Below are 17,287 nucleotides of genomic sequence, written 5' to 3' on the forward strand. Positions count from 1 at the left end.
GTGGGCGGGTATGCGGGGTGTGGTGTCACTCGCGGCGGCGTACGCCGTCCCGCCGGAGGTGTCCGAGCGCGACCGCGCGATGGTGCTCTTCCTGACGTTCACCACCGTGATCGGCACCCTCCTGATCCAGGGCACCACGTTCCCCGCGCTGATCAGGCGGCTCCGCGTGTCGAGCGACCAGGAGGAGTACGAGGACCGTCTGGCCGCGGCGGCGGCCCAGCAGGCGGCGCTGGAGGAAGGGCTGGCGGAGCTGGATCGGCTGATCGCCGGGCAGGACGAGCCCGACGAGATCGAGCAACAGGTCATCGACCAGCTGAGGGAGAAGGCGTGGCGCCGGTCGTTGTCGGCGTGGGAGCGCCTGGGCGGCGGCACGGGCCAGGACGGCGCGGAGACCCCCAGCGCGCTGTATCGGCGTCTGCGCCGCGAGATGCTGCAGGCCGAGCGCCGGGTGTTCGTACGCCTGCGCGACGAACGCCGCCTCGAGGACGAGGTGCTGCGCGACCTGATGGCGCAACTCGACCTCGAAGAGGCGATGCTGGAGCGCTAACCCATCCGGCTGTCCACGAAGCACCAGCGCCACTGCTCGCCGGGCTCGTAGGACTGCATCACGGGATGGCCGGTGGCGTGGAAGTGCGCGGTGGCGTGTTTGGCCGGCGAGGAGTCGCAGCAGCCGACGTGACCGCACTCCAGGCAGCGCCGCAGGTGCACCCACCGGCCTCCGCCGGCCAGGCACTCCTCGCAACCCTCCGGTGTCGTCGCCGCGGGGTCGCCGGCCTGGGAGAGGTGTTCGCACGTGGCCATACGGCCATCCTATGACCCGCTCGGCCGCCGGACTCCCGCAGGGCGGCCTCCGCTCACGCGCCGCGGTGGCCGTCCCGCCGCCGCAGGGGACGGATCTGCCCTTGTCGTCCAGGAGGGCCGCGGTCACGACCTGGCACTCGGCAGGGCCTCCAGGACCTGCCCGCGCGGGTCCGCCTCCGCGGAACAGGCGCCGCGCCGGCGGCGAACGGCAGGTCGCACGACCCGGTCATGCCTGCCCGGCGCGGCTCCCGATCATCGTCCCGGGGCGTCCCCGGGTTCCGCCCGGTCCCGCGTCCCCGGGGCTTCGCGGTCCCGCCGCTCCTGGTCCGCGGTGCCAGGTCGTTCAGGGCGGCAGAGCGCGCCGCAACCGCCGAACCGGTCCCGGTCCATCGGCGTGAACGACGTCGGCGCCACCCGCTTCAGCGCCGCGGCCATCGTGTCCCGCCAGATGGGGCCGGGCACGCTCGCCCCCTGCACCGCGCCGTGGTAACGGCCGCCGAGCCGCACCCCGACCAGCTTGTGCCGCTGGGAGCCGCGCGGGTCGCCCACGCTCACCGCGCCCGCCAGGTCGGGGGTGAACCCGGCGAACCACGCCGCCGCGTAGTCGTCGGTGGTGCCGGTCTTGCCCGCCGCGTCCCGGCCGATGCCGCCGACGCCGCTCATCGTTCCCTTGGTGAACACGCCCGACAACACCGCCGAGGCCGCGTCCGCGACGGCGGGGTCGAGGACCTGGCGGCATTTCGGCCGGTAGCGGATGGTCCTGCCGTTCCCGTCGGTGACACGGGTGATCGCCATCGGCGCGCAGTAGCGGCCGCGCGCCCCGATCGCCGCGTACGCGTTCGCCACGGTCACGGGGTCCACCTCGTTGATGCCGAGTGTGAACGTCTCGTACTCCTGCAGCTTCTTCCCGTCCGCGCGGCGGATGCCCAGCGACTTGGCCGTCGTGACCGTCTCGCAGAGCCCGACCCGCTGCTCCAGCTCCATGAAGAAGGTGTTGACGGAGCCCCACGTGCCGGTGCGGAGCGTCTTCCAGCCCGGCGAGCCCTCGTCGTTGGTGACCGTGTGCGCGGGGTCGCCGACGTTCTCGCCCGCGCAGTTCCTGAACGCGGCGTACCCCGGCGCGCGGTATCCGGCGCCCGCCTTGAGGCCGTCGTCCACCTTCATGCCCTGCTTCAACGCGGCGAGCAGGGTGAACGTCTTGAACGTGGAGCCCGCCTGGAACCCGGCCCCGCCGCCGTGCGCGGCGTCCGCGACGACGTTGTACGAGATCTCGTTCCTGTCGGCGCCGCGGCCGTAGCGCCTGCTGGCGGCCATCGCCCTGATCGCGCCGGTGCCCGGCTGGACCAGGGCCTCGGCGGCCACGGCGTGGTCCGAGGGCCTGACCCACCTCTTGATCGCCCGGTCGGCGGCGGCCTGCGCGGCCGGGTCGATCGTGGTCGTGATGGTCAGGCCGCCGCGGTTGAGCCTGGCCAGGCGGGCCTCGGCGGTCGGGCCGAAAGCGGGGTCGCTGAGAATCTCGTGCCTGACATATAGGCAGAAGTACGGATATTTGCTGGATTCGCAGCCCCCGGGGAGTTTGGTGCCCTTGTACCCGAGCGCGGTGGCACGGGCCTTCGCCGCCTCGGCCGGGGTGATCCTGCCCAGTTCGGCCATCCGGCTCAGCACGACGTCACGCCGCGCCCGCAGCCGCTCGCGCTGCGCCCGGCCCAGGTTGGGGTCGGTGGCGTTGGGATCCTGCACGGCCCCGGCCAGCGTCGCCGCCTGGGGCAGGGTCAGCTCGGAGGCCTTGACGCCGAAGAAACGTTCGGCCGCCGCCTCGACGCCGTAGGCGCCGGCGCCGAAATACGCGATGTTCAGATATTTCTCGAGGATCTGGTCCTTGGTGTATTTCTTCTCGACGCCCATGGCGTACCGCAGCTCGCTGAGCTTGCGCGCGTAGCTGGCCTCCACCGCCGCACTGCGCTCCTCGTCGCTGCCGGCCGAGGTGAGCAGCACCTGCTTGACGTACTGCTGGGTGATGCTCGACCCGCCCTGGCTGACTCTGCCCGCCCGCAGGTTCGCGGCCAGCGCCCGCAGCGTGCCCTCCACGTCGATCGCGCCGTGCTCGTAGAAGCGGTAGTCCTCGATCGAGACGATCGCGGTCTTCATCACGTCGGCGATCTCGTCGAAGCCGACGATCTCGCGATATTCCTCGTAAAAACGCGCGATCTCCTTCCCCTTGACGTCCTGCACGATCGTGACCTCGGCCGGCGGCGGCTCGACCAGGTCGGCGGGCTCGAGGTTCACCCCGTCGGCCGCCGCCACGAACCCGAAGCCCGCGCCGCCCACGGCGGGCAGCGCGATCCCCGCGACCAGCACGCCCGCCGCCGCCCCCACGGCGGCGAGGCGGACGACCTGCGTCCCCCGGCGTGTCATCAGAGCCTGCCGAGCCCGCGGGCCAGGACTTCGGCGGTCTTCGCGATCGTCTTGTCGTCGGCGGCCAGGCCGGGCCTGCGGTTGGTGTAGATGGCCATGATGATGGGGGCGGCGGCCTTCTTCGGCCAGATGACGGCGATGTCGTTCCCGCCGCCGAACCCGTCGGAGTTGGTGCCGGTCTTGTCGCCGATCAACCAGGTCTTCGGCAGGCCGGCGCGGATGCGGGCGTCACCGGTCTTGTTCGCGATCAGCCAGGCGTTGAGCCGGGCGCGGTCCTTGGCGTTGAGCGCCTTGCCGTACGTGACGGCGCGCAGGTCGCGCGCGATGGACGACGGGGTGGTGGTGTCGCGCCGGCTCTTGGGCGTCCAGTCGTTGAGCTCGGTCTCCCAGCGGTCGAGGCGCGAGACCCGGTCCTTCAGCGACCGGAAGTACCGGGTCAGCCCGGCCGGTCCGCCGATCTGCTTGAGGATCAGGTTGCCCGCGGTGTTGTCGCTCATCGTGATGGCGGCGTGGCAGAGCCCGGCCACGGTCATGCCGTCCTTGACGTGCTTCTCCGTGACGGGGGAGTAGTCCACCAGGTCGCGGGCCGTCCACCGGACCCGCTTGTTCATCAGCCCCGGCTGGGAGGTGCGGGCCTTGTGCAGCACGGCCGCGCACGCCATCGCCTTGAACGTGGACAACAGCGGGAACCGCTCGTCCGATCGGTACGCGATCGTCCTGCCGTTGGCGGTGTCGATCGCGTACGCGCCGATGCGTCCCTTGAACGAGGTCTCCAGCGCCCGCAGCTCCTTCGTGGCCCGGGCCTGCCCGGACACGCCCGCCGTGGCCGAGGCGGTGCCGGTGACGAGACCGCACCCGAGGAAAGTGATCGTCAGAGCGGTCGCCGTCGCCACCCGGAGGTGTCGCATGTCGAATCCTTCGCCGTTGTCCGTCAGAGGGCAGGAGCAAAGCAGATGCGATCAGCGGATGTCTAATAGCGATATCGCGAAGGATTCGATATCCGATCACGCATGACGCCAGGTCAGCAGCACCATGCCTCTCACCCAGCCCCGTGATCACCATGTACGCCACCAGCACGCGCACACCCGCGTTGCCCAGGGCCAGGCGGAGCCCCGAGATCCACTGCCCGCCCGCCGAAATCGACGACGCGGGCCTGCCCGGCGCGCGGGGCCAGCTGCCCGCTCTGCCCGTGCAGGGCGTTGGCGCGCACGAGCTGCGAGTCGGCCACGACCTGCGGGAGCAGCGCGCGGGAAAGAGCACCGTGCTGAGCACGCCCGTCCACAGCGCGACGGCGTACACGATCCACATCTGGGCCGGGTCGCGCACGGCCAGCAGCGGCAGCATCCCGAGCGCGAGCAGCAGGTCGGTGACGACCAGCAGCCGGCGGCGGTCCCAGCGGTCGGCCAGCATCCCGGCCACCGACCCGAGCAGCACGTCGGGCAGCCGGGAGACCACCAGCATGATCGCGGTGGACAGCGTCGAGCCGGTGAGCTGGTAGACGTGGAAGGCGAGGCCGGCGCCTCAGCCACCGGAGCCGGTGGGCGGCAGCGGAACCAGCACCTGCGTCAGGAGCACGGGCCTGGCGCCGTCGGGTTGCGCGGCCGGGTCGCCGACGCGGGCGATCAACGGCTCAGCCGCGCACCGTGGCCTGCATGATGCGAAGGACACGCCCCGACTGGAGGACGCATGCCACAGCCCGATCACCCCTCGTTCTCGCCCGCCGACGTGCGCCACCGGCTGGTGGAGACGCCCGGCGGCCGCATCCACGTGGCGGAGCAGGGCGACGGCCCCCTGGTCCTGCTCGTCCACGGCTTCCCCGAGTTGTGGTACTCGTGGCGCCACCAGTTGCCCGCTCTGGCCGCGGCGGGCTTTCGCGCGGCGGCCATCGACGTACGCGGCTACGGCCGCTCGTCCAAGCCCGCGCAGGCGCACGCGTACCGCATGCTCGACCACGTCGCCGACAACGTCGCCGTCGTGCGCGCGCTCGGCGAACGGTCAGCGGTGGTCGCGGGCCACGACTGGGGTGCGCCGATCGCCGCCAACAGCGCGCTGCTCAGGCCGGACCTGTTCACCGCGGTGGCCCTGTTCAGCGTCCCGTACTCGCCGCGCGGGCCCGGGCGGCCCACCGACACCTTTGCCCGGCTGGGCGGGGAGGAGGAGTTCTACGTCAGCTACTTCCAGCGGCCCGGGCGGGCCGAGGCGGAGATCGAACCCGACGTCCGCGGCTGGCTTTCGGGGATCTACGCGGCGCTCTCGGCCGGCACGATGCCCGCGGCGGGCATCTCCACCGTCCCCGAGGGCGGCCGGCTCTCCGACCGTTTCCCCGAGGGCGGGTTGCCGTCCTGGCTCACCGAGGCGGATCTCGACGTCTACGCGGGCGAGTTCGAGCGGACCGGGCTGACCGGCGCGCTCAACCGCTACCGCAACGTCGACCGCGACTGGGAGGACCTCGCCGCGTGGGACGGCGTCGCGGTCACCCAGCCCTCGTTGTTCGTCGGAGGCGCGCTCGACCCGACCACGACCTGGTTGGCCGGCGCCATCAAGGCGTTCCCGCGGACGTTGCCGGGCCTGACCGCCTCCCACATCCTCGACGGCTGCGGCCACTGGATCCAGCAGGAGCGTCCCGATGAGGTCAACCGCCTGCTGATCGGCTGGCTCGAAGGCCTCGCCACCGGGTGACCCGTCTTCCCAGCAGGCGAGATCGCCGATTTCGGACGCTTCTACAATCCGAAAAGCAGTGGTCACGCGGTGTGGTCTCTCGTTGGGTAGGGTCGGGAACATGCGCCACCTCAAGAGCCGGTTCCTGCCCCTTGCCGCTTTCGCCGTGTGCGTCTTCGCCGCCGGGTGCGGCGGGGTCAACGACACCATCGACAGGGCACAGGCGTGCCTGGAGGCGCCGAAGATCGTCACTGATCTGGGCACGCAGATCGCCAAGCTGACCAATGACCCCCAAGCCATGGACAAGGCGCTCGACGACGCCGCGACCAAGCTCAACGACGTGGCCGACCAGGCCGCCAACACGACGCTCAAGGAGGCCACCGACGACCTGGCCGCGACCCTGAGCGGCATCAACGTCAACAACGCCAACGACGCCGTCGACGCGGTGCAGAAGGTCGGCACCGACTCGGCCGCCTATCTGGAGAAGGTCGCCCAGGCCTGCACCGGCTGAGCCTCCGGACAGAAAGGGCAATCCCGACTTCTCTAGGGGAAAAGTAGACGAACTACCGTCTTCTTATGGAACCCGACCCGCGTTTCACCTTGGCCAACGAACGCACCTTTCTCACCTGGCTGAGCACGGCGCTGGCGCTCAGCGCGGGAGGGGTGGCCATGGCGGCGGTGCCGGACGACATGTTCGTGCCCTGGATCCGCACCGCCCTCGCCATCATGCTCGTCACCCTCTCCGCCCTGGCCGCGGGCCTGGCCTACCCGCGCTGGCGCAACATCCAGCGCGCCCTGCGCGAGCAGGCGCCGCTGCCTCCCCCCGCGCTCGCGGCCGTCTTCGGCTACGGCGTCGCCGCCGTGGCCGTGATCGCCCTCGTCCTCATCGTCCTGTCCATCTGAGGCCGCGGGTGAAGAGGGACGCGCCGGCGCCTGACGAGGAGATCTGGGACCGCGGGCTGCAGAGTGAGCGCACCCGGCTGGCCTGGGTGCGCACGGCCGTGGCCCTCGCGACCGGCGGGCTCGGCGCGGCCGGCCTGTCCGCCAGGCACGACCTGCCCCTCTTCGCCGCCACGGGCTTCGCCCTGGCCGCCCTCTGTGGCGCCCTGCTGCTGATCAGGACGAGGGCTCGGTTCCGCCGGGTGCAGGCCGCCCTGCACGGCGGCCGGCCCCTGGACTCCCGGCTGGACGCGATCTTCGCCTGGCTCGGCACGCTCAGCCTGGTCGCGGGCGCCGTGACCTTCGTGCTCACGGCCAGGTAGGCCGGGGTTGCGATCCGCCACGAGACGGGCGGACACTCGAAAGCGAGGGGGTGACCTCGTTGAACGAAGAACTCAGGACCGTACCCTTCGAATGCCGCCGCTGCTGGCATGTCTGGGAGGAGCAGTATCTGGTCAGGCGCGTCGACGACCGTCACGGCAACGACAGGGAGGTGTGGCTGCGCGACGGCCTTCCCGCCCTCCCGCCGGGGCCCGGCGTGATCTGCCCGCACTGCGGGTGCCAGGAGTCCACCAGGTTCCCGGACGGCTATCTGTCACGCCATCCGGAGCTCATCCCATCGGCCGAACCCCGCGTGCCCGACCCGACACCGCTGCTCAGCCCGGTGCAGCGGCCGAAGTATCGACACCTTACGTAATGATTGGTGAGCATTCCGTAGCGTTCGGCGTCACCAAGGCTCGCCTTGTAGGGCGACGTGACCTCGTTCCCCTTCGGGCACCTGGCCCGCCATCCGGAGCTGGCGGCCGTGCCGGACGAGCCGCCGCCGGTGTTCGTGCCCGCCGACCGGCCGGGCAGGCGCCCGCTGATCGCGCGCGCCTGCCCGGCAGGCTGATGATCGCGGTGGGCGTGCCGCTGGCCGGGTTCGTCGCGTACGAGCTGTACACCGCTTTCGCGGCGGCGGCACGCCCGCACCACTAGCTCAGGCTGTCGAGCCACGCCTGGTGCAGGCCCGCGTAGCGGCCGGAGGCGGCGATGAGCCGGGCCGGCGAACCGTCCTCGACGACCTCGCCGCGCTCCATCACCAGCACCCGGTCGGCGATCTCCACCGTCGACAGCCGGTGCGCGATGATCAGCGCCGTCCTGTCGGAGAGGATCGTGCGCAGCGCGCGCTGGACGAGCCGTTCGCTGGGCACGTCGAGGCTGGAGGTGGCCTCGTCGAGGATGAGCACGGCCGGGTCGGCGAGGAACGCCCTGGCGAACGCGACGAGCTGCCGTTGGCCGGCCGACATGCGGCCGCCCCGCTTGCCCACCTCGGTGTCGTAGCCGTCGGGCAGGCTCGCGATGAACTCGTGCGCGCCGATCGCCTTGGCGGCCTCGCGCACCTGCCGGTCGGTCGCGTCGGGGCTGCCGAACCTGATGTTGTCGGCGACCGTGCCGCTGAACAGGAAGTTCTCCTGCGTGACCATGACCACGGCCTGACGCAGGGTGGGCTCGTCCAGCGTGCGCAGGTCGACGCCGTCGAGCAGCACGCGGCCCTCGGTGGGGTCGTAGAAGCGGGAGATCAGCTTGGCCAGCGTCGTCTTGCCCGCGCCCGTCGCGCCGACCAGGGCGACGCTCTGCCCGGCCGGGATCGTCAGGTCGAGGCGGGGCAGGATCGGCATCTCCTCGACGTAGGCGAATCTGACGGCCTCGAAATGCACCTTGCCGCGCGCTCCGCCCGGCGGCAGCGCCGCGGGCTCGCGCGGTTCGGGCACGGACGGCTCCTCCTCCAGCACGCCGGACAGCTTCTCCAGCGCCGCGCCCGCCGACTGCAGGGTGTTGTAGAACTGGCTGACCTCCTGCATCGGCTCGTAGAACTGGCGCAGGTAGAGCAGGAACGCCGCCAGCACGCCGACCTTGACGTCGCCGTGCAGCGCCAGCCAGCCGCCGTAGAGCAGCACGCCGCCGATCGTCAGGTTGCCGATGAGCTTGATGCCCGTCATGAACGTGGCGCCGAGCTGCATGCTGCGGGCGTTCGCGCCGCGGAAGTCGTCGTTGAGCTGCTCGAAGATCTCCTGGTTGCGCGGCTCCCTGCGGAAGGCCTGCACGGCGCGGATGCCGGTCATCGACTCCACGAAGTGCACGATCACCAGCGCCACCGTCTCGCGCGTACGCCGGTAGACGATCGCCGACTGCCGGCGGAACCACTTCGTGAACAGCAGCAGGAACGGCAGCGGGACCAGCGCCACCAGGCCGAGGTGCACGTCGAGCACCAGCAGCAGCACCGCCGTGCCCGCCATGGTCAGCACGGCCTTGACCAGCGCGTCGAACCCCGACTGCAGCAGTTCGGCGATGGCCTCGATGTCGGAGGTCAGCCGCGAGATGACCCGTCCGGAGGTGTACTGCTCGTGGAAGCTCAGCGACAGGCGCTGGAAGTGGTCGAACACCCTTCTGCGCAGCTCCAGCAGGACGCCCTGGCCGATCCGCCCCGACAGGCGCAGGAACGCCTGCCGGGTGATCGCCTGCGTCACGGCCGCGGCCAGGATCACCCCGACCACGGTCAGCAGGACCGCGGGGCCGGATCCCTGCCGGAGGGGCGGGATGCCGGAGTCGATGCCGACGGAGACCAGGAACGGGATCGAGAGGCCGGCCGCGTTCGAGACCACGATGATCGCGATCAGCAGCGCGATCTTCTTCCGGTACGGCCTCAGCAGGTTGCCCAGCAGCCGCCGGGAGCGCGCCCGCAGCAGGACGGAGACCTTCTCCGACAGCTCGTCCTGGTCCTCGGAGGCCACGCCGCGCCAGGACGTGGCTCCGGGCGCGTTCTGCGGGGGCGGCGGGGTGGTGGTCGTGGTCATCGCAGTGCCCCTTCCGACGCGCCGTCGAAGTCGGCGTCCTGGGCGAGCAGCTCGCGGTATTCGGGCACCTGGGCCAGCAGCTCGTGATGCTGCCCGACGTGCGTGATCGTGCCGTCGCGCAGCAGTGCCACCTTGTCGGCCAGCAGCACGGTGGAGGCGCGATGGGCGACCACGATGCCGGTCGCCTCGCGCAGCACGTGCCGCAGCGCCTCTTCCACCAGGGCCTCGGTCTCGACGTCGAGCGCGGACAGGGTGTCGTCGAGGACCAGGATGCGCGGTTTGCTCAGCACCGCCCTGGCCAGGGCGAGCCGCTGCCGCTGCCCGCCGGACAACGACAGGCCCTGCTCGCCGATGCGGGTGTCGAGGCCCCACGGCAGGTCGTGGACGAACATGGCCTGCGCGGTCTGGATGGCGGCGGCGAGCTCGTCCTCGGTGGCGTCGCGCCGGCCGAGCATGAGGTTCTCGCGCACGCTCATCGAGAACAGCGTCGGCTCCTCGAACGCGGTGGCGACCACCTGGCGCAGCGTCGTCAGCTTGAGGTCGCGTACGTCCTGCCCGTCGATCGTGACCCGGCCGGAGGTGGGGTCGAGCAGGCGGGGCACCAGCGCGGTCAGCGTGGTCTTGCCCGCCCCGGTCGCGCCCACGACGGCGACCGTCTCGCCGGGCTTGACCTCCAGCCAGACGTCGCGCAGCACCGGCTCGTCGGAGTCGGGGAAGCGGAACCCCACCCCTTCGAAGCGCAGGTGGCCCCGGGGCCGCTCGATGGTCTCGGTGCCGCCCTCGATGGCGGGGACGGTGTCCATGACCTCCATGAGGCGGTCGGCGGACGTCATGGCCTCCTGGGCCATGGCGAGGATGTAGCCGAGGCTCGCGATCGGCCACACGAGCTGCAACATCAGCGTGGTGAACGCGACGAGCGCGCCCAGCGTCAGCTCGCCCGAGCCGACGGCCAGCGCCCCGAGCAGCAGGACGAGGGCCAGCGTGATGTTGGGGATGATCTCCAGGAAGGAGAAGAACCTGGCCGACAGGCGCACCTTGGACATCGAGGTGTCGTACACCTTGAGCGCGGCGTCGTCGTAGCGGTCGTAGACGTGGTGGCGGCGGCCGAACGCCTTGATGGTGCGGATGCCGAGCGCGGACTCCTCGACGAGCGTGGCGAGGTCGCCCTGCTCGTCCTGCACTTGGCGGGAGATCTTGATGTAGCGCTTCTCGAAGCGCAACGACGTCCAGATGATCGGCACGGACGAGGCCAGCACCAGCAGCCCGAGCGGCCAGTACTTGTTGAGCAGCAGCACGGTCACCGTGATCAGCTGCAGGATGTTCATGACCAGGAAGAGCATGCCGAAGCCGAGGAAACGGCGGATCGTCGACAGGTCGGTGGTCGCCCGGGATAACAGCTGCCCCGACTGCCAGTCGCCGTGGAAGCCCATGGGCAGGCGCTGCAGGTGCCCGTAGAGGTCGTCGCGGATGCGGGTCTCCAGGCCGAGCACCGGTTTGACCTGGGCCCACCGCCTGAAAAAGATCAGCAGGGCTTCGACCACGCCGACGCCGATCGCGAGCAGGCCGAGGGGGAGCAGCCCGGAGGAGTCACCGTGGGCCACGGGGCCGTCGATGACCTGCTCGCTGATGAGCGGGAGCGCGAGGCCGGCGCCGATGCCGACGAGCGCGGCCAGCCAGATGAGGACCAGTCTGGCGACGTAGGGGCGGAGGTAGGACTTCATCCGCCACAGGGAGTTGGAGGACAGCAGGGGACGGCGAGGTTTGTGCGTATCGGGAGGCATCCCATCTAGGCTAATACGTCGGATCAACAGATTTTCTGTGGCCTGGAGGTGGGGTTCACGTTTCTGACGTGGGAAAACGTGAATGACCATGCACGCTTCGACGGTGCATCACTTTTGTTGTGGTCTGTTGGGGAATGTGCCTCCAGGCTGCTCCACTTTGCGAGGATGCGTGATCGACAGTACGGAACTGCTCCACCTGCGCCGCTGCGTCGAGCTGGCCAGGCAGGCGCTCGAGGAGGGTGACGAACCGTTCGGCTCGGTGCTCGTCTCCGGCGACGGCGCCGCTCTGGCGGAGGACCACAACCGGGTGGCCTCGGGCGATCGCACCCGCCATCCTGAGTTCGAGCTGGCGCGCTGGTCGGCGGCGAACATGACGCCGGAGGAACGCGCCGCCGCCACCGTCTACACCTCGGGCGAGCACTGCCCGATGTGCGCCGCCGCGCACGCCTGGGTGGGGCTGGGGCGGATCGTGTACGTCGCGTCGTCGTGGCAGCTGGCCGGCTGGCTGAGCGAGTGGGGCGTGCCGCCGCCTCCGGTGCGTACGCTGCCGGTCAACGAGGTCGCGCCGGGAGTGACGGTGGAGGGGCCGGTGCCCGAGCTGGCCGACGAGGTCCGCGAGCTGCACCGCCGCCGCCACACCGGGTCCTGACCTGTGTCCGGCGCAGGCAGGGCACCCGGTGCGCCCGGGTGCCCTTCCCGCCTCTAGTACCAGTTGTGCGATCTGAAGTGACCCCAGGCGCCGCAAGGTCGGCCGTACCTCCCCTTGATGTATGCCAGGCCCCACCGGATCTGCGTCTCGGGGTTGGACCGCCAGTCGCTGCCCGCGCCCCGCATCTTGCCCGCGGGCAGCGCCTGCGGGATGCCGTACGCTCCGGACGAACGGTTACGGGCCCGGTGGTTCCAGTTGCTCTCCTTGGTCCACAGATTGTCCAGGCAACGGAACTCCTTGAGGTTCCACGACCGCTGGACGACGTGTCCCAGAGCGATCCGCTTGTTCCTGCTGGAAGGTTTCTCAGGTGTGATCTTGGGTTGCGCTGTCGTGGTCCAGACCCGGGTGTTGACCGGAGGCGCTGACTCCGCCCGGGCGGGCGTGCCACCGAACGCGGTGAGCGCGGTGACGGAGATAAGAGTGCTGCTGAGCGCGCGTTTGCTGTCCAATTCGGTCCTTGCTGTCGGGTCGCGTGCGGACAGGCGCGCTGGCGGCGCCCACTGCCGTCCGCGTCCGTGGCTCGGACGTGGAGAGTCCGCGTGGCCCTCCGGGATTCCGTTGCACCGCCCGATCGTGCTGGGCGGCCCGGAGTGCGCCGCGACGTGTCCTCTAGCACGATTCCTATTACGCTGCGTAACCGTGGGTCATACGTCGCGACACGGCGTGGACAGGTGTTTGTGCCACCGTTACGGAGAAAGGGCCCGGTCGCTGGACCGGGTTTGCCCGCCCCGTCGCGCATATGGGGTTCGCTTGCCGGAAAAGGTGGTCAATCCTGAGGTTTGGCCCTGGGCCGGGGGTGGGAGGGGGCTCTTCTCCGCGGCGACGGCGCGGCGTGCCGTCCGTCCGCCCGAAGGAACCGAGAAGGCGAAAAGTCCCCGCCCGCGCCGTTCTGTAGGGTCGGGGCCATGAGTATCAGCGACATTCCGCTCCGCACCCTCGACGACGCACCCACTACGCTCCGTAACCTCACGGCGGGCAGGGCCGCGCTGATCGTCAACGTGGCCTCCCGGTGCGGCCTCACCCCGCAGTACGCCGGTCTGGTCAAGCTCCACCAGGAGTACGGCCCGCGCGGCTTCACGGTGATCGGCATGCCCTGCAACCAGTTCGCCGACCAGGAGCCGGGCACGGCGGAGGAGATCCGGGAGTTCTGCGCGGCGAACTACGGCGTCGACTTCCCGCTACTGGCCAAGGCCGACGTCAACGGCCCGGACCGCCACCCGCTCTACGCCGAGCTCACCCGGACGCCCGACGCCGACGGCGAGGCGGGCGACGTGCAGTGGAACTTCGAGAAGTTCCTGGTGGACCGGGAGGGCGCGGTCGCCGGCCGTTTCCGCCCCCGCACCGAGCCGGACGACCCGGGCCTAGCCTCGGCCGTCGAGAAGCTGCTGTAGACGCCCGCCGGGGAGCCGGCCAGGCAGAACGTCATCGCATGTGTCATTCGAGATGAAAAGTCCGAATGCACGTGTAGTGTTCGCACGGCTGCGGTAGGTAATCGGGTGAGCCGGTCTGATGTTCCGCAGGGAGTTTCGCGATGACGATCAATCCGTACGCAGGATCGCCCTCCAGCTACGTGTCCGAACCGGCCGCGGCCCCGTACTCGATCGTCGAGTTGATGCCCGGCGTGCGCAACCTGTGCGAATACGTCAGGCTGGTCCCCGGCGAACGGGTGCTGCTGCTCATGGAGCACACCGTCGACCCCGTCGTCGTGCAGGCCATCGCCGCCGGAGCGGCCTTCCGCGGGGCCGACGTGCGCATCCTGTCCGTCGCGCCGTTCAGCGCCGGCGGCTGGGACAGGGACGCGCCGCTGCAGATCGAGACGGCCGCCTTCCACGAGGCCGACGTCGTGATCAGCGGCACCTGGTGGGGCGAGGTGCACACCGCGCCGCTGTTCTTCGACCAGATCAAGTCCCGCTCCTCCCGCTTCCTGTCGCTGCACATGACCGCCACGGCCGGCGCGCTGCTCACCGGTGGCCGGCTGCCCGCGGAGGTGTTCTACGCGCTGCTGCGCCGGGCGCTGCGACAGTTGTCGGGCGCCGGGCGGATCCGGGTGACGTCCGGGCCGGGGACCGACGTGACGTTCTCCGGCCTGACCTTCGACCCCGACCCGGGCGCGTTGCGGCCCGGCGACTGGCGGCCCTTCCCGTACGGCGGCGCGAACTTCTGGCCCGCCGACACCGAAGGCGTGATCACGATCGAGGACAGCACGGTCACCGGCGTGCCCGAGGAGCCCGTGCGCCTCACCCTCGAAGGCAACCTGGTCCGCAAGATCGAGGGCGGGTCGGGGGCCGAGCGGTTGCGGCGCTACGCGCCCGAGGGCTTCTACATGCGCCACGGCCTGATCGGACTGAACCCGAAGGTGCGGATCGCCGGGGGCACCCAGTTCGAGCGGGAGAAGCACGCCGGAGCCTTCTACTGCGGCATCGACGGCCTGACCGGCGGCGAGCCCGTCACCACCGGCCCCGGCTTCGCGCACTGCGACTGCCAGATGGACCGGCCCACCGTCACGGTGGACGGCGAGCTCTTCATCGAGCAGGGGCGGCTGCTGCTGCTCGACGAGCCGGAGATCCAGGAGGTGGCCGCGCGGTTCGGCCCGCCGGAGGTCGTCCTCGACGACAACCCGGTGATGATCCTGCCCCGGCGCTACGCGGGGCTGCCCGCGTAGCGCGCGAGCCCGGTCAGCGGCGGGGGCCGCAACTGCCCCTGACGATGAGCTCCGTCGGCAGCACCACGCTCCGCGCCCTCCTGGTGCCCGCGCGCAGCACGAGCTCCGCCGCCCGGTAGCCCATGTCGCGCCCCGGCTGCGCGATCACCGTGAGAGGCGGCGAGCACAACTCCGCCCAGGGCACGTCGTCGTACATGACGAGCGACACGTCCTTCGGCACCCTCAGGTCGAGCTCCCTGGCGGCCAGCACGGCTGCCTCCCCGAGCACGTTGCCCCCCGCCACCACGGCGGACAGGTCGGGGCGGCTCTGGAAGAGGCCGGAGGCGGCGGCGTACGCGGAGTCGCGGCTGCCGGTGCCGAACACGATCAGCTCCTCGTCCACCGGCTCGCCGACGGCGGCCCTGAAGGCGTCGGCGCGGCCGTCGTGGCCGGGTCCGCCGAGGAAGGCGATGCGCTTGTGGCCGAGGCCCCGCAGGTAGCGGACGGCCGTACGGATGCCCGCCCGGTCGTCGGCCACCACGGCCGGCACGTCGAGCGGCCGGGCCGGGGGAGCGGGCGGCAGGCCGTCGAGGGCCATGAGGTCGCCCACGGCGGACGGCCCGGTGCCGTCGGGGGACGTCTGGGAGGGCAGCCGGTCGGCGAAGATCACGGTCATGCCCGCTCGCATCGCCGGCGTCCACGTTTCCGCGTCTCCCGACGGGACCGCTATCAGGCGGTCCACGCTCTGTTCGATGAGCATGCCGATCAGGTCGGCCTCCTGCTCGGGGTCGCCGCCCGTCGAGCCCAGCACCACGGGCTCGCCCGCCGAGCGGGCGCAGGCCAGCACGCCCTCCGCCAGCTGCCCGTAGAAGGTGTCGGTCAGGTCGGGGACGAGCAGGCCCATGCCGCCCGTGCGGCGCTGGCGCAGGTTGCGGCCGAGCGCGCTGGGACGGTAGTCGAGCTGGGCGGCGGCGGCCAGGACGCGCTCGCGCGCGGCGGCGCTCGCCGAGCCGCCCGACAACACCCGGGAGACGGTCGCGACGCCCACGCCGGCCGCCTCGGCCACATCCTTGATCGTCGCCCGCCTGTCCATGGAAACGATTCCATCATGGTTTCCAGGGATCGGGAAGGGCGGCATGCCGACAACGGCTGGTCACGCTGTAACCCTTGACACCGATGTCCGTTTCGGGTGAGATGCTTGAAAACGTATCCACCCGAGTGGGCACACGGAACCAACATCCGGGCCACAGCCCTGGAGCGCGAAGGAATGTCATGGCATCCATCGTTCTGACGAACGTCGACAAGATCTACGCCGGTGGCGTGAAGGCCGTGAACGGGCTCAACCTTGAGATCAGGGATGGCGAGTTCATGGTGCTGGTCGGTCCGTCCGGTTGCGGCAAGTCGACCGCGCTCCGGATGATCGCGGGCCTGGAGGACATCAGCGGCGGCGAGATCTCGATCGGCGAGAAGGTCGTCAACCACCTCCCGCCCAAGGACCGCGACATCGCGATGGTCTTCCAGAACTACGCGCTCTACCCGCACATGACGGTCGAGGAGAACCTCGCCTTCGGCCTCAAGCTGCGCAAGATGCCGAAGCCCGAGATCCAGAAGCGCGTCGGCGAGGCGGCCAAGATGCTCGGCCTCGAGCCCTACCTCAAGCGCAAGCCGGCCGCCCTGTCCGGTGGTCAGCGCCAGCGGGTCGCGATGGGCCGCGCCATCGTGCGTGAGCCGCAGGCCTTCCTCATGGACGAGCCGCTGTCCAACCTCGACGCCAAGCTCCGCGTCTCCATGCGCGCCTCGCTCAACACGCTGCACGAGCGCCTCGGCGTCACCACGGTGTACGTCACCCACGACCAGGTCGAAGCCATGACCCTCGGCGACCGGGTCTGCGTGCTGCGCGACGGCATTCTCCAGCAGGTGGACACCCCGCAGAACCTGTTCGACAGCCCGGTCAACCTGTTCGTGGCCGGGTTCATGGGCTCGCCCGCGATGAACTTCGTCACCGCCGAGCTCGTCCGCGGCGACGACGGCGCCGCGGTCGCCTTCGCCGACGTCAAGCTGTCGATCCCCGAGTCGACCTTCACCGACAAGCCCGGCCTCGACCAGTACATCGGCAAGAAGATCATCCTGGGCATCCGCCCGTCCGACTTCGAGGACTCCGGTTCGGCCGGCAGCCACGCCGACGGCTGGGCCACGCTGCCGGTCAAGGTGGAGGTCACCGAGGAGCTGGGCTCCGAGATCAACGTGCTGTTCCTCATCGACGCCCCGCCGGTCGAGCACAAGGACACGGTGGCCGCCGCCGACTCCGGCGAGGACGAGGAGGCGACGCTGCCGCTCGTGGGCGACAAGTCCCTGTGGACCGCGCGCGTCAACGCCCGCAGCCACGCGCGCTCCGGCCAGAACCTCGACCTGGTCGTCGACACGCACAACCTGCACTTCTTCGACACGGCCTCCGGCCTGGCCATCGGCCACGAGGCCAACCGCTGAGTCTCCCGCAGTCTCCGAT

The 17,287-nt window shown here is 70.7% G+C and carries 19 protein-coding genes and 1 pseudogene; 12 read left to right on the forward strand and 8 right to left on the reverse strand.

Annotated elements, in window-relative coordinates; genetic code table 11:
- Window positions 1-547, forward strand: a pseudogene (locus E1267_RS35315) (Na+/H+ antiporter); the annotation flags it as partial.
- Here the strand turns inward: E1267_RS35315 and E1267_RS35320 are convergent.
- From E1267_RS35320 to bla, 3 genes are all read right to left on the reverse strand, one after another.
- Window positions 544-801, reverse strand: coding sequence for a ubiquitin carboxyl-terminal hydrolase 14 (locus tag E1267_RS35320; RefSeq protein WP_132339230.1), 258 nt, complete (start codon window positions 799-801; stop codon window positions 544-546). The pseudogene E1267_RS35315 and the gene E1267_RS35320 sit on opposite strands and share 4 nt — an antisense overlap.
- 252 nt (window positions 802-1,053) lie before the next feature.
- Window positions 1,054-3,216, reverse strand: coding sequence for a transglycosylase domain-containing protein (locus E1267_RS35325; protein WP_132339232.1), 2,163 nt, complete (start codon window positions 3,214-3,216; stop codon window positions 1,054-1,056).
- The gene (bla, locus tag E1267_RS35330; protein ID WP_132339234.1) at window positions 3,216-4,124 is read right to left on the reverse strand and encodes a class A beta-lactamase; all 909 of its coding nucleotides are present in this window, start codon (window positions 4,122-4,124) and stop codon (window positions 3,216-3,218) included. The genes E1267_RS35325 and bla overlap by 1 nt, the downstream gene beginning before the upstream one ends.
- 143 nt (window positions 4,125-4,267) lie before the next feature.
- On the opposite strand from bla, the gene E1267_RS46875 reads away from it, so the two are divergent.
- Window positions 4,268-4,714, forward strand: coding sequence for a hypothetical protein (locus tag E1267_RS46875; protein ID WP_246064458.1), 447 nt, complete (start codon window positions 4,268-4,270; stop codon window positions 4,712-4,714).
- Between the two features lie 23 nt (window positions 4,715-4,737).
- Here E1267_RS46875 and E1267_RS44895 read toward each other — a convergent pair whose 3' ends face one another.
- Entirely contained in the window at window positions 4,738-4,884 is a 147-nt protein-coding gene (locus E1267_RS44895; protein ID WP_165959975.1) for a hypothetical protein, read from the reverse strand.
- A gap of 18 nt (window positions 4,885-4,902) precedes the next feature.
- Between E1267_RS44895 and E1267_RS35340 the strand changes: the two genes are divergently transcribed.
- The 6 genes from E1267_RS35340 to E1267_RS44900 all read left to right on the forward strand — a co-directional run bounded on the left by E1267_RS35340 (window position 4,903) and on the right by E1267_RS44900 (window position 7,705).
- Window positions 4,903-5,895 (forward strand): alpha/beta fold hydrolase, encoded by a 993-nt coding sequence (locus tag E1267_RS35340; protein ID WP_132339236.1) that lies wholly within the window; start codon window positions 4,903-4,905, stop codon window positions 5,893-5,895.
- A gap of 100 nt (window positions 5,896-5,995) precedes the next feature.
- Complete coding sequence (locus tag E1267_RS35345; protein WP_132339238.1) at window positions 5,996-6,385, forward strand: hypothetical protein; 390 nt, start codon at window positions 5,996-5,998, stop codon at window positions 6,383-6,385.
- A gap of 65 nt (window positions 6,386-6,450) precedes the next feature.
- Window positions 6,451-6,777, forward strand: a complete 327-nt coding sequence (locus E1267_RS35350) for a YidH family protein (protein ID WP_132339240.1) — start codon at window positions 6,451-6,453, stop codon at window positions 6,775-6,777.
- Window positions 6,778-6,785: 8 nt separating this feature from the next.
- Window positions 6,786-7,136, forward strand: a complete 351-nt coding sequence (locus tag E1267_RS35355) for a DUF202 domain-containing protein (protein WP_132339242.1) — start codon at window positions 6,786-6,788, stop codon at window positions 7,134-7,136.
- 59 nt (window positions 7,137-7,195) lie between these two features.
- On the forward strand, window positions 7,196-7,510 hold the full coding sequence (locus E1267_RS35360; protein ID WP_132339244.1) for a hypothetical protein: 315 nt from the start codon (window positions 7,196-7,198) through the stop codon (window positions 7,508-7,510).
- Between the two features lie 57 nt (window positions 7,511-7,567).
- Window positions 7,568-7,705, forward strand: a complete 138-nt coding sequence (locus tag E1267_RS44900; RefSeq protein WP_165959976.1) for a hypothetical protein — start codon at window positions 7,568-7,570, stop codon at window positions 7,703-7,705.
- 82 nt (window positions 7,706-7,787) lie between these two features.
- Here the strand turns inward: E1267_RS44900 and E1267_RS35365 are convergent, their stop codons facing one another.
- Both E1267_RS35365 and E1267_RS35370 read right to left on the reverse strand, forming a co-directional pair.
- A complete protein-coding gene (locus tag E1267_RS35365; RefSeq protein WP_132339246.1) occupies window positions 7,788-9,650 on the reverse strand; it encodes an ABC transporter ATP-binding protein in 1,863 nt (620 codons plus the stop codon).
- On the reverse strand, window positions 9,647-11,431 hold the full coding sequence (locus E1267_RS35370; protein ID WP_236667606.1) for an ABC transporter ATP-binding protein: 1,785 nt from the start codon (window positions 11,429-11,431) through the stop codon (window positions 9,647-9,649). Before E1267_RS35370 ends, E1267_RS35365 begins: the two co-directional genes overlap by 4 nt.
- Before the next feature lie 169 nt (window positions 11,432-11,600).
- Between E1267_RS35370 and E1267_RS35375 the strand changes: the two genes are divergently transcribed.
- Window positions 11,601-12,080, forward strand: coding sequence for a nucleoside deaminase (locus E1267_RS35375; RefSeq protein ID WP_165959977.1), 480 nt, complete (start codon window positions 11,601-11,603; stop codon window positions 12,078-12,080).
- 53 nt (window positions 12,081-12,133) lie between these two features.
- Here the strand turns inward: E1267_RS35375 and E1267_RS47730 are convergent, their stop codons facing one another.
- On the reverse strand, window positions 12,134-12,589 hold the full coding sequence (locus E1267_RS47730) for an aggregation-promoting factor C-terminal-like domain-containing protein (protein WP_342774931.1): 456 nt from the start codon (window positions 12,587-12,589) through the stop codon (window positions 12,134-12,136).
- A gap of 456 nt (window positions 12,590-13,045) precedes the next feature.
- Here E1267_RS47730 and E1267_RS35385 point away from each other — a divergent pair, with 456 nt between their 5' ends.
- Window positions 13,046-13,531 carry a glutathione peroxidase gene (locus tag E1267_RS35385; RefSeq protein ID WP_132339248.1) on the forward strand — a complete coding sequence of 162 codons (486 nt, stop codon included), beginning with the start codon at window positions 13,046-13,048 and terminating at the stop codon, window positions 13,529-13,531.
- A 140-nt stretch (window positions 13,532-13,671) separates the two neighbouring features.
- Window positions 13,672-14,802: a 2,5-dihydroxypyridine 5,6-dioxygenase NicX family protein gene (locus tag E1267_RS35390; RefSeq protein ID WP_132339250.1), complete on the forward strand. Its 1,131-nt coding sequence runs from the start codon at window positions 13,672-13,674 to the stop codon at window positions 14,800-14,802.
- 13 nt (window positions 14,803-14,815) lie between these two features.
- Here E1267_RS35390 and E1267_RS35395 read toward each other — a convergent pair whose 3' ends face one another.
- Window positions 14,816-15,874 carry a LacI family DNA-binding transcriptional regulator gene (locus E1267_RS35395; RefSeq protein WP_132339252.1) on the reverse strand — a complete coding sequence of 353 codons (1,059 nt, stop codon included), beginning with the start codon at window positions 15,872-15,874 and terminating at the stop codon, window positions 14,816-14,818.
- A gap of 179 nt (window positions 15,875-16,053) precedes the next feature.
- Between E1267_RS35395 and E1267_RS35400 the strand changes: the two genes are divergently transcribed.
- The gene (locus tag E1267_RS35400; protein ID WP_132339254.1) at window positions 16,054-17,268 is read left to right on the forward strand and encodes an ABC transporter ATP-binding protein; all 1,215 of its coding nucleotides are present in this window, start codon (window positions 16,054-16,056) and stop codon (window positions 17,266-17,268) included.
- The last annotated feature ends 19 nt before the right edge of the window (window positions 17,269-17,287 follow it).

It is taken from the genome of Nonomuraea longispora (assembly GCF_004348345.1).
Lineage (GTDB): Bacteria > Actinomycetota > Actinomycetes > Streptosporangiales > Streptosporangiaceae > Nonomuraea > Nonomuraea longispora.

Coding starts and splice junctions, on each gene's coding strand:
- E1267_RS35320 (WP_132339230.1), bottom strand. CDS start 801: ATGGCCACGTGCGAACACCTCTCCCAGGCCGGCGACCCCGCGGCGACG.
- E1267_RS35325 (WP_132339232.1), bottom strand. CDS start 3,216: ATGACACGCCGGGGGACGCAGGTCGTCCGCCTCGCCGCCGTGGGGGCG.
- bla (WP_132339234.1), bottom strand. CDS start 4,124: ATGCGACACCTCCGGGTGGCGACGGCGACCGCTCTGACGATCACTTTC.
- E1267_RS35340 (WP_132339236.1), top strand. CDS start 4,903: ATGCCACAGCCCGATCACCCCTCGTTCTCGCCCGCCGACGTGCGCCAC.
- E1267_RS35345 (WP_132339238.1), top strand. CDS start 5,996: ATGCGCCACCTCAAGAGCCGGTTCCTGCCCCTTGCCGCTTTCGCCGTG.
- E1267_RS35350 (WP_132339240.1), top strand. CDS start 6,451: ATGGAACCCGACCCGCGTTTCACCTTGGCCAACGAACGCACCTTTCTC.
- E1267_RS35365 (WP_132339246.1), bottom strand. CDS start 9,650: ATGACCACGACCACCACCCCGCCGCCCCCGCAGAACGCGCCCGGAGCC.
- E1267_RS35370 (WP_236667606.1), bottom strand. CDS start 11,431: ATGCCTCCCGATACGCACAAACCTCGCCGTCCCCTGCTGTCCTCCAAC.
- E1267_RS35385 (WP_132339248.1), top strand. CDS start 13,046: ATGAGTATCAGCGACATTCCGCTCCGCACCCTCGACGACGCACCCACT.
- E1267_RS35390 (WP_132339250.1), top strand. CDS start 13,672: ATGACGATCAATCCGTACGCAGGATCGCCCTCCAGCTACGTGTCCGAA.
- E1267_RS35395 (WP_132339252.1), bottom strand. CDS start 15,874: ATGGACAGGCGGGCGACGATCAAGGATGTGGCCGAGGCGGCCGGCGTG.
- E1267_RS35400 (WP_132339254.1), top strand. CDS start 16,054: ATGGCATCCATCGTTCTGACGAACGTCGACAAGATCTACGCCGGTGGC.